This window comes from Rhizobium sp. RSm-3, from assembly GCF_001854685.1.
Taxonomy (GTDB): domain Bacteria; phylum Pseudomonadota; class Alphaproteobacteria; order Rhizobiales; family Rhizobiaceae; genus Rhizobium; species Rhizobium ecuadorense.
Map to the genome: position 1 here is coordinate 329,050 of NZ_MAWZ01000013.1, position 12,182 is coordinate 341,231.

Below are 12,182 nucleotides of genomic sequence, written 5' to 3' on the forward strand. Positions count from 1 at the left end.
CCAGTTCACTGGGAAGGCGGGCTTTTGATTGCCCGGCAAGTCCCTGTTTCAGCAACATTTAACGTATTCGTGAAAGCATGCTTCGTCAGCTGCGAAGAAGCCCGTCTTAACGCGCGACAGCAGATAGGGTCGGCCTGGGGGAGAAGACGGAACCATGAACAATTCCGTTGAGAACAGATTTTTTGGAATTGTTTGCGGAGCGCTGCTCGTTTTTGTCGCTCCTCTCTTTGTTCTCTTCCTTTTCCTTTCCTCGGAACGGGCCGACAAGGAAATACGCGATCATATTTCCGTTCTTCTGGTCGCCAATGCCCAGGCGCTGGCAAAGCCCCTCTGGGATCTCGATGAGGAGAGCGTCACCCAGATCAGCGCGACGGTCGTTTCCCAGGGCGCCATCGTCAAGGTCGAAGTACGCGACCAGTCGGGCCAGCTCGACGTCAGCCAATCCACCATCCCGCGTTCCTTCGACGGCAAGCTCGTTCAGGTGTCGCGCGCCATTGTCTACAATACCGTCGACGGCCCGAAGAATCTCGGCAGCATCAGCGTTTATTATCCGGCACTCGGCTTGTTTTCCGGCCTCAAGCAGGAAGAGGTCGTCTTCATCTCGATCTTCATCTTCGCCGTGCTGACCGTTTTCGGCACGGCGCTGATCGGCAACCGTTTCTTCGTCATCCAGCCGCTGATGCGGCTGATCGCAGCGATCGAGGCAACCCGGCAGCTCGGCTCCCGCCATCATGTCGACTGGCAGTCGAACGATGAGATGGGACGGCTTGCCCGCAGCTTCAACGAGATGCAGACCAAGCTTGAAAGCGAGGAAAAGGAGCTGAAGTTCGCTCACCGCCGCACCACCGACATCTATAATCTGACGCCCGCCATGCTCTTCTCGCTCGACGAGGAAGACCGCATCACCGCCGTCAGCGATTACTGGCTGCTTGCCACCGGCTATAACCGCGCCGCCGTCATCGGCCGCAACTTCGCCGATCTCGTCACATCGACCACCCGCGACAAATTCGTCAAGCGCCGCCAGGCCGAAAGCGGCATGACGGTCACCGTCAAATTCGTTTGCCTGGACGGCCGCACCATGGACGTCCTCATCATGGAATCGGAAGCTGAAGCTGGCGCGCCCGATCGCCTCTCGCTCTCGGTCATGACCGATGTGACCGAACTCAAGGCCTCCGAGGACCGCAACCATCGCCAGGCGATCACCGATCACCTGACCGGGCTGCTCAACCGCCAGGGCTTCGAAGCCGTCCTCGACAACAAGATCGCCGCCGCCGACGCGGCCGGCCAGGAACTCGCCTGCCTCTTCGTCGATCTCGATCGCTTCAAGTGGATCAACGACAATATGGGCCATGCCGCCGGCGACATGGCGCTGGTCGAGCTCGTCGAGCGACTGAAGATCTATCTCGCTCCCTCCGACGAGGCCGCCCGTCTCGGCGGCGACGAATTTGCCATCCTATTGCCGGCGAAGGACGCCGAAAAACGCGCCCGAATGATGTGCGAGCAGATCGCCTCGATCTTCGATACGCCCTTCGCCCCCGACATGCATCTGAGTGCCTCCGTCGGCATCGCCATCTATCCGCACCATGCCGCAACCGCGGCCGAACTGCTGCAGAAATCCGACCTGGCGATGTATGCCAAGAAACGCGACGGCAAGAATGGCGCCCAGCTCTTCGACAACGCCATGCTCGACCGCGCCCGCAGCCGCGCCGAGATCGAGGCCAATATCGAAGCCGGTCTCATCGACAACTGGTTCGAGGCCTTCCTGCAGCCGATCGTCAATCTGAACGGTCGCGGTATCGCCGGTTTCGAAGCGCTGATGCGCCTCAACCATCCGCAGAAGGGCTTGATGCCGCCGGCCGAGATCATCAGCGTCGCCGAAGAGACGGCAAAGATCGTCCGCGTCGGCAATGTCATCATGGAGAAGGCGATCGCCAACCTCGCGAAGATTTCCCGCATATCGGGCATGGAGGATACCTATCTCGCCATCAACTTCTCGCCGCTGCAATTCGAGCCCGCACTGCCGGCGCGTCTCGCCGCCATTGTCGGCCGCCACGGCATCCGCCCGGAACGCATCGTCGTCGAGATCACCGAAGCCGTGCTGATGCACGACAACCCGCAGATCCGCATGATCGTCACCGAGCTTCGCCGTTTCGGCTGCCGTATCGCGCTCGACGATTTCGGCACCGGCTATTCGTCGCTGAGCTACCTCAACCGCTTCCCTGTCGATATCATCAAGATCGACCAGTCCTTCACCCGCGCGATCAACGATGGCGACGACAACGTGCGCCAGAAGAGCCGCATGCTGATCGAAGGCATTACCACGCTCTCTCACAAGATGAACTGTACCGTCATCGCCGAGGGCATCGAGACCGAAGAGGAATGCCGCACGCTCCATCAGATGGGGCTTGATTACGGCCAAGGCTACCTCTTCCACCGTCCGCAGCACGCAGCCGTACTCATCGAGGAACTGATGGCCGCGCAATCGGCCGTCGCGCGCGCCTCATGAACAAAGGAGATGAGATGATGAAAAAGCTCCTGCTTCTCGCTTGCCTGGCGCTGCCCTGCGCCGCCCATGCGCAAACGGTGACCTTCACCACCGAGGATTACGCCCCCTTCAATTATCGCGACGGCAAGGAGATCAAGGGCGCGACCGTCGAGCAGGTCGAAAAGGTAATGGCCGCGATCGGCGTCGACTACACGATCGAGATCATGCCCTGGGCGCGCGCCTTCGGCCTCGCCCGCACCGCACCGATGACCTGCGTCTTCGCGACCGCCCACAACAGCGCACGCGACCCGTTGTTCAAATGGGTCGAACCGCTGCTCATCGATCGCAACATCCTGATCACCCGCAAAGGCTCTGGCGTCACCGCCGGCAATCTGGACGAGGCGAAGAAATATACGGTTGGCACCCAGCGCGAGGATTATACCGAGACGATCCTGAAGGAGAAGGGTTTCACCAAGCTTGATGTCGCCAGCGACTTCAACGCGACGCTGCGCAAGCTGCTCGGCGGGCGTATCGACATGATGCCGATTTCCGAACTTTATTTCGAAAAGCTGAAGGCCGACCAGCCGGTGGAAATGGTGACCGTGCTCTCCGCCCAACCGATGAGCATTGCCTGCGAGAAGAGTTTTCCGGACGATCTGCGCGCCAGGATGCAGGCGGCCCTCGACAAGCTGATCGCCGATGGCGTCCAGAAGCAGATCTTCCTGAAATACGGTATGAACCTGTCGGAATGACGGCGCCGGCGGGCTTGCCCTTTCCGCTTGACTTTGTTCTCGTTTCCGGGTGGTGAACGTGGGCAAAAGTTAAGCGAGGACGACAGGCCATGCTGATCATCGCGGGTCTCGGCAATCCCGGCGGCAAATACGCCGGCAACCGCCACAATATCGGCTTCATGGCCGTCGACGCCATTCATCGGCGCCACAGCTTCTCCCCCTGGTCGAAGAAATTCAGGGCCGAGATCGCCGAAGGCGAGCTCGGCGGCGAGAAGGTGCTGCTGATCAAGCCGCAGACCTTCATGAACCTCTCCGGCGAGGCTGTCGGCGAGGCGATGCGCTTTTATAAGCTCCAGCCCGCCGATCTCGTCGCGATCTATGACGAACTCGACCTTCCCCCAGGCAAGGCGCGGCTGAAGACCGGCGGCGGCCATGGCGGCCACAACGGCATCCGGTCGCTGGACGCCCATTGCGGCAAGGAGTACCGGCGGCTGCGGCTCGGCATCGGCCATCCCGGCATCAAGGAAATGGTGCAGAACCACGTGCTCGGCGACTTCGCCAAGGCCGACAAGGCTTGGCTGGAGCCGCTTCTCGATACGCTTGCCGACAATGCCGACATGCTGGTGCGAAACGAGGATTCGCAGCTGATGAACAAGATCGCGCTGGCGCTCGGCGGCAAGGCCGAGGAGGAGAAGCCGCGGAAGGACAGCAAGACTACCGAAAAGAAGCCGGCCGGCCAGTCGCATATCCATCAGGCCCGCAACCACAATCAGCCGAAGGTGCTGGCCACCGGCCCGATGGCCGACATGCTGAAGAAGATGTTCGGCAACAAGGGGGAATGAGGCCGGTGCCGAACCTGGATTTCGCCATCCGTCCAGCCGCTGCAGGCGATCTCCCGGGGCTGACCATCCTCTATCAGCATTTGAACCCTACCGATCCGTTCCTCGACAGGGCCATGGCCGAAGAGCGATTCTCGGCCATCATTGCTCAGCCCGGCATGACCGTATTCATCGGCTTCGCCTGCGATGTCGCCGCCGCCACCGTCACGCTGATCGTCGTGCCGAACCTGACGCGAAACGGCGCTTCCTATGCGCTGATCGAAAACGTCGTCACCCATGCCGATCACCGCCAGCGCGGTTATGCCGGTGCTGTCATCGGCCATGCGGTGACCGAGGCCTGGAAGGCCGGCTGCTACAAGGTGATGCTGCTCACCGGCTCGACGAACCCGACGACGCATCGCTTTTACAAGAATTGCGGTTTTCTGCAGGATAAGACCGGCTATCAGATCCGCCGGCCCTGAACACGCGCTATTCCTCCGGCTCCGTCGTGAACATCAGCGGAAAGCCCATCTCCTTGGCAAGGTCGATGCCTTCCTTGGCCTTGGTCTCGGCAATATCCCTGGCGCAGACCACCACCACGCAGGAGCCGAGCTTATGCGCCGTCATCATCACCCTGTAGCCGGTCTCATCGCCCATACGGAAGACGACCTTCAGGATCACGATGACGAATTCGCGCGGCGTATAATCGTCATTGACGAGGATGACCTTGTAGAGCTTCGGCTTGTCGAGCTTCGGCTTCACCTTGGTCTTCGGTTTCAGGGCAACGTCATTGTCACTCATCGGAAAATCCGCCCGTTGATGACATGGGGTCAGCGATCTTCAAAACAGCTAATCAGTCGATGACGAATTTTCGGTAGCCAGTCGTCGCGGCTCCAAGCTTCAAACGAGCAGAACCGCTCGCCGGCTGCGACATCGATGCGGTCAATTGCATCTGAGCGAGGGCACATCCCGGTGAAATCCGCAATGCGCCGAAATCTCCGTCGCTTTTAACAATAGGTCAGCACGGATTGGTCGGCAAGTGAACGACGCTAAAACCTCTCTAAGACTTGACCATATTGCTCCTTTATCCCATAGGCACCAGCAAGGAATTCAAGAACAGCAGGTTTTAGCCATGGGCTTCAAATGCGGCATCGTCGGTCTGCCGAACGTCGGCAAATCGACCCTCTTCAACGCGCTCACCAAAACGGCGGCGGCACAGGCGGCGAATTATCCCTTCTGCACGATCGAGCCGAATACCGGCGAAGTCGCCGTGCCCGATCCGCGCATGCGCAAGCTTGCCGACATCGCCAAGTCGAAGGAACTGATCCCGACCCGCATCTCCTTCGTCGATATCGCCGGTCTGGTCCGCGGCGCCTCGAAGGGTGAAGGCCTCGGCAACCAGTTCCTCGCCAATATCCGCGAAGTCGATGCGATCGTGCATGTGCTGCGCTGCTTCGAAGACAGCGACATCACCCATGTCGAAGGCCGTATCAACCCGGTCGCCGATGCCGAGACCATCGAGACCGAGCTCATGCTCGCCGACCTCGAAAGCCTGGAGCGCCGCACCGAGCAGACGCGCAAGCGCGCCACCGGCAAGGACAAGGAATCGATGGCGATGCTGCCGATCATGGAAGCGTCGCTGAAGCTGCTCAACGAAGGCAAGCCGGTGCGCACGCTGCTGTCGACGCTCGATGCCGAGGAAATCGCAATCCTCAAGGGTCTCAACCTTTTGACCTCGCATCCGGTGCTCTATGTCTGCAACGTCGCCGAGGCCGAGGCCTCCACAGGCAATGAATTCACCGAGGCCGTCGCTGCCATGGCGCGGGAACAGGGCGCCGAAACCGTCGTTATCTCGGCAGCGATCGAAGCTGAGGTCGCCCAGCTTCCTGAAGAGGAAGCCAAGGAATTCCTCTCCGCCCTCGACCTCGACGAGGCAGGCCTCGACCGGCTGATCCGCGCCGGCTACAAGCTGCTCCACCTCATCACCTATTTCACCGTCGGCCCGAAGGAAACGCGCGCCTGGACGATCGAGCGCGGCACGAAGGCGCCGCAGGCGGCCGGCGTCATCCATTCCGATTTCGAGCGCGGCTTCATCCGCGCCAACACCATCGCCTATGACGACTACATCAAGTTCAACGGCGAAGTCGGCGCCAAGGATGCCGGCAAGGCGCGCGACGAAGGCAAGGAATATGTCGTCCAGGACGGCGACGTCATCCACTTCCGTTTCAATACCTAAATAAAGGACCGCTGCCGCCTCAACCCGGCGGCAGCCTGTTTGCGATTGCCGGCGGCAGTGCCCTGAGCACCAGCCGCCGAAGCGGCATCCAGCCGGTGCCGATGATCAATACGATCGCGCCGACAACGATCAGCGTCGTGAAGATGTAGGTATCCACAGTGGCGCTTCCCTGTCGGAAGACGCTGAAGATCGCCACACCGAGCGACAGCAGACCCGACGTCACGAAGGCGCGCCGGTCGATGACGAGACCGATCAGCATCAGCGCCGCCACCGTCGCGACGACTGCAGGTGTCCGCGCCGACATATTCGCGACGTCAAAAATACGGACGCCTCCCCCGAACGACAGTAGGGAAACGGTGCTGTAGAGCAGTGCCGGCGCCGCCCCGAGATGCAGCCAGAAAGCGATATCCGAACGCGTCGTCCGCCGCAGCCGGTCGCCGAGATCGAAATAGAGAGCCAGCGCAAACAGTCCGAGCGCGCAGATCAGGGCAACCAGCGCCAGCACGGCGGGATGATCGAGGAAAAATGCCGGATTGCCGCTTGCCCATTGCACCAGCCGCAAAAGCAGGGTGAGAACGAAGGCAAGCGCCGACATGATGGCGAGCGCCAGCGACAGCGGCACGCGGTAGCGGGCATAATAGGCGCCGAGAATGATCGGGAATCCGGCGGCGAACTGCGTCGCCTCCGCTCCGAAGGATTGCGCGGTCGGCGTCCACGGCGGGAAGAAACGGGACATCAGCAGACACGTCCAGCAGAACAGCGCGATCGTCAGGCTGACGGCCGGCAAAGCAAGCCGTTGGCGGCGCACCAGGATTTCCGAAAGCACGATGATGGCAGGCAGCACGGCATAAAGTGCGGCAAGCCCCCAGAGGCCGCAAAGCGCCACGATAACGCCGATGGTGATCAGCACGTCGTGGAACCCGCGCACGAAACGCGGCGTCTCAGTATCCGACCATGCCTGCCCCTCCGCCGCCATGGCCGGCTGCACCTCGGCGACGCCGGCGGGATGCCCGACGACAGCGACGCCGCGCTCGCTCAGGAACGGCAAAAGCCGCCCGCCCGCCTCCGGCGAAATCAGCCCCTGACGCGCCGCCTCGTCGAGTATCGACCTCAGTTCCGTCATGCCGGTTTCTCTCCCCGGAATCATTGAGCCCGCGCGGATGCTGTTGTAAGCACTAGAACATGATGCCGAAAAGTGTAAGCGGTTTTCGGGCGACATCATGCTCTAACTCTTTAATGTAGAACAGGATTCAGATTTTAGGCCGAGCCGGCCTAAAAACTTCCTGTTCCAGGCGCTGCATATGGCGGGAGAAGCGAATGTCGGCAGAAAAGCTTTCCTTCGAGGATTTTGAGCCCGGCCGCCGCTTCGCCCTCGGCCCGAAGCTGGTGCTCGCCGATGAAATCATCGAATTCGCACGCGAATTCGACCCGCAGCCGATGCATCTCGACGAGGCTGCCGGCCGCGCCAGCATTCTCGGCGGTCTCGCCGCCTCCGGCTGGCATACGTCCGCGATGCTCATGCGGATGATGGCCGACAGCTACATCCTGAACGCGCTCTGCGAGGGTGCGCCGGGTATCGACCTGATGGAATGGCGAAAGCCGGTGCTTTCAGGCGATACATTGCAGGGTCACTCGACCGTGCTTGAAGCCCGGCCGATGCGCTCGCGCCCCGGCATCGGAATCGCCAAATTCCGCCACGAGGTGGAAAATCAGCGCGGTGAGCTCGTCTGTCTCTCGGAAAACTCCGTCATGATCCGCATGCGCCCCGAGCCGGGGATCGGCACGAGCCCGGAGGTATTGGCATGAGCCCGGAGGTATTGGCATGAAAATGTCCGAGCTTTACGCCGTCGGCGAGAAGGCCGAGATCGGCAGCTACACTTTCACCGAGGAAAACATCATCCGCTTCGCCAGACGTCACGATCCGCAGCGTTTTCATGTCGATAAGGAAGCCGCCAAGGACACCCTCTTCGGCGGTCTTTGTGCGTCGGGCTGGCACACCACCGCCGCCTGGATGCGGACGTTCCTCGCCTTCTGGAAAAGCCAGAGCGTCGCCCTCGCCCAAAGGGGCCTGAAGGCGCCGAACCTCGGCCCCTCGCCGGGCTTTCAGAAACTGCAATGGCTGCGGCCGATCTTCCCGGGCGACGTCGTGACCTATTCCGTCGCCCTCCTCTCCAGCCGGCCGCTCGCATCGCGGCCGGGCTGGCACCTCAACACCATTCTCTGCGAAGGCGTCAATCAGAACGGCGAAGCCGTCATGCGCTTCGAAAGCGGCGTGCTCGAATTCGACTGACGCTGCTGGGGAATGTCTACGGACTCAGTGGCCGGAGAATTCGACCAGCGTGTGCACGACGACACCGAGCTCTTCCAGCTTCTTGCGGCCGCCAAGGTCCGGCAGATCGATAACGAAACAGGCGCCGACCACCTCGGCGCCGATCTGGCGCAGCAGCTTGGTCGCACCCACGGCAGTACCGCCGGTGGCGATCAGGTCGTCCACCAGGATCACCTTTTCGCCGGGCTGCACCGCGTCGCGATGCATCTCCATCTCGTCGACGCCATATTCCAGGCTGTAGGCGATGCGCACCGTATCGTGCGGCAGCTTGCCCTTCTTGCGGATCGGTACGAAGCCGGAGGAAAGCTGGTGCGCCACCGCGCCGCCGAGGATGAAGCCGCGTGCCTCCATGCCGGCGATCTTGTCGATCTTCGTCCCGGCATAGGGCTGCACAAGTTCATCGACCGCCCGGCGGAAAGCGCGGGGGTTGCCGAGCAGCGTGGTGATGTCGCGGAAGATGATGCCGGGCTTGGGATAGTCTGGAATGGAGCGGATGCTGGCGGCAAGCTCCGAAGTCATATTCTTGTCCATGGAAAGTCCATATCTGCGAGCGCTTTAAATCGGCGGCACCCTATCAATTGCCCGGGGCGGAACCAACAAAAAAGGCGGCCGAGGCCGCCTTTTGAAGTTGATCGGGAACGTTCAGTGTTCCTTGTTGGCGTAGACCGAGCGCTTCGTCAGGTAGATCAGCACCGTGAAGATCGCCAGGAAGATCATGACCATGAAGCCAGTGCGCTTGCGCTCTTCGAGATGCGGCTCGGCGGCCCACATCAGGAAGGAAGAGACGTCCTTGGAATACTGGTCGACGGTCTGCGGCGCGCCATCGTCATAGGTCACTTGGCCGTCGGAGAGCGGCTTCGGCATGGCGAGGACGGCGGCAGCATGGAAATACGGGTTGTAATGTCCACCCTGCGGCACCTGGAAACCGGCCGGCGGCTCTTCATAGCCGGTCAGCAGTGCGTGGATATAATCCGGACCGTTCTCCTGATACTGCGTGAAGATGTCAAAGACGAATTGCGGGAAGCCGCGCTCGACTTCGCGAGCCTTGGCGATCAGCGAAAAGTCAGGCGGAGCCGCGCCGTTGTTGGAAGCGGCGGCCGCCTCCGCATTGGCGAAAGGCGCCGGGAAGTGATCGGAAGGGACTGCCTTGCGGGTAAACATCTCGCCGGCCGCATTCGGCCCGTCCTGGACCTCGTAGTTCGCAGCGAAAGCCTTGACCTGTGCCTCGTTATAGCCGAGCTCGTCGAGCATACGGAAAGGCACGAGGTTCATCGAATGGCAGGCGGAACAGACTTCGGTGTAGACCTTGAGGCCGCGCTGAAGCTGAGCCTTGTCGTAATGGCCGAACGGACCGGCAAAACTCCACTCCTCTTCCTTGGGCTCCTTCAGCGGATAGTGCGGCGTCGCACCTTCCTCGTGATGGGCGGGCGCCGCGCCATTGGCGGGCGTGGCTTCCTCGGCGAAGGCGGCGCTGCCCAGAAGGGCAGCGACTGCGAGCGGAAGAATGCTTGCAACAAGCGTTTTCATATTTCTGTTTCCTTCCGTCGCGCGCTTACGCATTGGCCGCAGCACTGGCTGCTGCTGTCTTGTTGCGCTTTTCGAGCACCGCTTCGGTGATCGAGTTCGGGATGCGCCGCGGTGTCTCGACAAGGCCGAGAACTGGCATCGCGACCAGGAAGAAAGCGAAGTAGAGGAGCGTGCAGATCTGCGAAATCGTGGTGAACAGGCCTTCCGCGGGCTGCGAGCCGAGCCAGCCGAGGATGATCGCATTGATCACGAACAGCCAGTAGAACAGCTTGTACCAGGGACGGTAGACGGCCGAGCGAACCTTAGAGGTATCGAGCCAAGGCAGGAAGAACAGCACGATGATCGCGCCGAACATGACGAGCACGCCGCCGAGTTTGGAATCGATCGGGCCGACGTTGAAGGTGATCGAACGCAGCATCGCGTAGAACGGCAGGAAGTACCATTCCGGAACGATGTGGGCCGGCGTCTTCAGCGGGTCTGCCGGAATGTAGTTGTCGGCATGGCCGAGGAAGTTCGGCAGGTAGAAGACGAAATAGGCATAGACCAGCAGGAAGACGGAGACGCCGAGCGCATCCTTCATCGTCGCATAAGGCGTGAAGCGCACGGTGTCCGTCTTGGTCTTGACCTCGATGCCGGTCGGGTTCGTCTGGCCGGTGACGTGCAGCGCCCAGATGTGCAGGACGACGACGCCGGCAATCATGAAGGGCAGCAGGTAATGCAGCGAAAAGAAGCGGTTCAGCGTCGGCTGATCGACGGCGAAGCCGCCAAGCAGGAACTGCTGGATCCATTCGCCGACCAGCGGGAAGGCTGAGAAGAAGCCGGTGATGACGGTCGCGCCCCAGAAGGACATCTGACCCCAGGGCAGAACATAGCCCATGAAGCCGGTCGCCATCATCAGGAGGTAGATGACGACGCCGAGGATCCAGAGAATTTCGCGCGGCGCCTTGTAGGAACCGTAATAGAGGCCGCGGGCAATGTGCAGGTAAACGGCCACGAAGAAGAAGGAGGCGCCGTTGGCATGCATATAGCGCAGCAGCCAGCCGTGGTTGACGTCGCGCATGATCTTTTCAACAGAGTTGAAAGCCAGCGACGTGTCGGCGGCATAATGCATGGCGAGCGTGACGCCTGTCAGGATCTGTACGATCAGCATGACGGCGAGCATGGCACCGAACGTATAGGCATAGTTCAGGTTCCTGGGAACCGGATATGCAATGAAGCTGTCATAGACCATGCGCGGCAAAGGCAGGCGCGCATCGACCCATTTCTCAAGGCCGGTTGATGGCTCGTAGCTGGAATGGCCACTCATTAATCAGTCTCCCCTCAACCGATCTTGATCTTGGTATCGGATATAAATGAAAAGGTCGGAATCGCCAGATTCTGCGGCGCAGGACCCTTACGGATGCGGCCGGCCGTATCATAAACCGAGCCATGGCAGGGACAGAACCAACCATTATATTCGCCGGCCTGGCCGAGCGGCACACAACCGAGATGGGTGCAGGTGCCAATCATGACGATCCAGTTTTCCTTGTCCTTGCCGCCTGAACGATCGACGCCCGTTGCCTGAGCCTCGGGCGGCAGATTGGCATTGCGGGCGACCGGGTCCTTGAGATCGGCCAGCGGAACATCGGCGGCTGCCTTCACTTCCTCAGGCGTACGGTTGCGAATGAAGATCGGCTTGCCGCGCCACTTCACAGTCAGCGACATACCGGGCTCGAGGCTCGCGACATCGACTTCGATGGAAGCCAGAGCCAGCGTCGACGCATCCGGGCGCATCTGGTCGATGAACGGCCAGGCAACCGCGACGGCGCCGACAGCACCCGCCATTCCAGTGGTGAGATAAAGGAAATCACGGCGAGTAGGCTCTGCTGAAGCCTCGCTTGTCGTTACGTGTTCGCTCACGGCCTAACCATCCTCTGCGCAATTATAGCGGAATTCCGCCCTGCCCCCTCTGCCGGCGAATCGATCTGGACACAATTCGGCCATAGATTCCCCGGCAATCCGGCGCGTTCTAAGCTTGATCGCAAATTATGTCCAGCCTTGGCAAGGGGACGAGGGC

The 12,182-nt window shown here is 60.9% G+C and carries 13 protein-coding genes; 7 read left to right on the forward strand and 6 right to left on the reverse strand.

Features of this window, described 5'->3' with window-relative positions; translation table 11 throughout:
- Positions 1-154: 154 nt before the first annotated feature.
- The 4 genes from BBJ66_RS14795 to BBJ66_RS14810 all read left to right on the forward strand — a co-directional run bounded on the left by BBJ66_RS14795 (position 155) and on the right by BBJ66_RS14810 (position 4,516).
- The gene (locus BBJ66_RS14795; RefSeq protein WP_071087906.1) at positions 155-2,506 is read left to right on the forward strand and encodes an EAL domain-containing protein; all 2,352 of its coding nucleotides are present in this window, start codon (positions 155-157) and stop codon (positions 2,504-2,506) included.
- Positions 2,507-2,523: 17 nt separating this feature from the next.
- Positions 2,524-3,237: a substrate-binding periplasmic protein gene (locus tag BBJ66_RS14800; protein WP_049736293.1), complete on the forward strand. Its 714-nt coding sequence runs from the start codon at positions 2,524-2,526 to the stop codon at positions 3,235-3,237.
- Positions 3,238-3,326: 89 nt separating this feature from the next.
- Positions 3,327-4,058 (forward strand): aminoacyl-tRNA hydrolase, encoded by a 732-nt coding sequence (pth, locus tag BBJ66_RS14805; protein WP_071087908.1) that lies wholly within the window; start codon positions 3,327-3,329, stop codon positions 4,056-4,058.
- Positions 4,055-4,516 (forward strand): GNAT family N-acetyltransferase, encoded by a 462-nt coding sequence (locus tag BBJ66_RS14810; RefSeq protein WP_071087910.1) that lies wholly within the window; start codon positions 4,055-4,057, stop codon positions 4,514-4,516. The genes pth and BBJ66_RS14810 overlap by 4 nt, the downstream gene beginning before the upstream one ends.
- 7 nt (positions 4,517-4,523) lie before the next feature.
- Here the strand turns inward: BBJ66_RS14810 and clpS are convergent, their stop codons facing one another.
- Positions 4,524-4,835, reverse strand: a complete 312-nt coding sequence (clpS, locus tag BBJ66_RS14815) for an ATP-dependent Clp protease adapter ClpS (RefSeq protein ID WP_071087912.1) — start codon at positions 4,833-4,835, stop codon at positions 4,524-4,526.
- A 331-nt stretch (positions 4,836-5,166) separates the two neighbouring features.
- Here clpS and ychF point away from each other — a divergent pair, with 331 nt between their 5' ends.
- Positions 5,167-6,270: a redox-regulated ATPase YchF gene (ychF, locus tag BBJ66_RS14820; RefSeq protein WP_071087914.1), complete on the forward strand. Its 1,104-nt coding sequence runs from the start codon at positions 5,167-5,169 to the stop codon at positions 6,268-6,270.
- Positions 6,271-6,289: 19 nt separating this feature from the next.
- On the opposite strand, the gene BBJ66_RS14825 is transcribed toward ychF, so the two are convergent.
- The gene (locus tag BBJ66_RS14825) at positions 6,290-7,393 is read right to left on the reverse strand and encodes a hypothetical protein (RefSeq protein ID WP_071087916.1); all 1,104 of its coding nucleotides are present in this window, start codon (positions 7,391-7,393) and stop codon (positions 6,290-6,292) included.
- Positions 7,394-7,587: 194 nt separating this feature from the next.
- Between BBJ66_RS14825 and BBJ66_RS14830 the strand changes: the two genes are divergently transcribed.
- Positions 7,588-8,076: a MaoC family dehydratase gene (locus BBJ66_RS14830; protein WP_071087918.1), complete on the forward strand. Its 489-nt coding sequence runs from the start codon at positions 7,588-7,590 to the stop codon at positions 8,074-8,076.
- A gap of 16 nt (positions 8,077-8,092) precedes the next feature.
- Entirely contained in the window at positions 8,093-8,560 is a 468-nt protein-coding gene (locus BBJ66_RS14835; protein WP_071087921.1) for a MaoC family dehydratase, read from the forward strand.
- Positions 8,561-8,584: 24 nt separating this feature from the next.
- Here BBJ66_RS14835 and BBJ66_RS14840 read toward each other — a convergent pair whose 3' ends face one another.
- The 4 genes from BBJ66_RS14840 to petA form a co-directional block, all read right to left on the reverse strand.
- Positions 8,585-9,130: an adenine phosphoribosyltransferase gene (locus BBJ66_RS14840; RefSeq protein WP_049736186.1), complete on the reverse strand. Its 546-nt coding sequence runs from the start codon at positions 9,128-9,130 to the stop codon at positions 8,585-8,587.
- Positions 9,131-9,241: 111 nt separating this feature from the next.
- Positions 9,242-10,126: a cytochrome c1 gene (locus tag BBJ66_RS14845; RefSeq protein ID WP_071087923.1), complete on the reverse strand. Its 885-nt coding sequence runs from the start codon at positions 10,124-10,126 to the stop codon at positions 9,242-9,244.
- Between the two features lie 25 nt (positions 10,127-10,151).
- The gene (locus BBJ66_RS14850; protein ID WP_049736184.1) at positions 10,152-11,432 is read right to left on the reverse strand and encodes a cytochrome b; all 1,281 of its coding nucleotides are present in this window, start codon (positions 11,430-11,432) and stop codon (positions 10,152-10,154) included.
- 14 nt (positions 11,433-11,446) lie between these two features.
- Positions 11,447-12,025, reverse strand: coding sequence for a ubiquinol-cytochrome c reductase iron-sulfur subunit (gene petA, locus BBJ66_RS14855; protein WP_082336913.1), 579 nt, complete (start codon positions 12,023-12,025; stop codon positions 11,447-11,449).
- Positions 12,026-12,182: the final 157 nt, after the last annotated feature.

What these genes read in the sequence shown, in the direction of transcription:
- ychF (WP_071087914.1), top strand. Translation starts at nt 5,167, where the DNA reads ATGGGCTTCAAATGCGGCATCGTCGGTCTGCCGAACGTCGGCAAATCG.
- BBJ66_RS14810 (WP_071087910.1), top strand. Translation starts at nt 4,055, where the DNA reads ATGAGGCCGGTGCCGAACCTGGATTTCGCCATCCGTCCAGCCGCTGCA.
- BBJ66_RS14800 (WP_049736293.1), top strand. Translation starts at nt 2,524, where the DNA reads ATGAAAAAGCTCCTGCTTCTCGCTTGCCTGGCGCTGCCCTGCGCCGCC.
- BBJ66_RS14795 (WP_071087906.1), top strand. Translation starts at nt 155, where the DNA reads ATGAACAATTCCGTTGAGAACAGATTTTTTGGAATTGTTTGCGGAGCG.
- pth (WP_071087908.1), top strand. Translation starts at nt 3,327, where the DNA reads ATGCTGATCATCGCGGGTCTCGGCAATCCCGGCGGCAAATACGCCGGC.
- BBJ66_RS14845 (WP_071087923.1), bottom strand. Translation starts at nt 10,126, where the DNA reads ATGAAAACGCTTGTTGCAAGCATTCTTCCGCTCGCAGTCGCTGCCCTT.
- clpS (WP_071087912.1), bottom strand. Translation starts at nt 4,835, where the DNA reads ATGAGTGACAATGACGTTGCCCTGAAACCGAAGACCAAGGTGAAGCCG.
- BBJ66_RS14825 (WP_071087916.1), bottom strand. Translation starts at nt 7,393, where the DNA reads ATGACGGAACTGAGGTCGATACTCGACGAGGCGGCGCGTCAGGGGCTG.
- BBJ66_RS14840 (WP_049736186.1), bottom strand. Translation starts at nt 9,130, where the DNA reads ATGGACAAGAATATGACTTCGGAGCTTGCCGCCAGCATCCGCTCCATT.
- BBJ66_RS14850 (WP_049736184.1), bottom strand. Translation starts at nt 11,432, where the DNA reads ATGAGTGGCCATTCCAGCTACGAGCCATCAACCGGCCTTGAGAAATGG.
- BBJ66_RS14830 (WP_071087918.1), top strand. Translation starts at nt 7,588, where the DNA reads ATGTCGGCAGAAAAGCTTTCCTTCGAGGATTTTGAGCCCGGCCGCCGC.
- BBJ66_RS14835 (WP_071087921.1), top strand. Translation starts at nt 8,093, where the DNA reads ATGAAAATGTCCGAGCTTTACGCCGTCGGCGAGAAGGCCGAGATCGGC.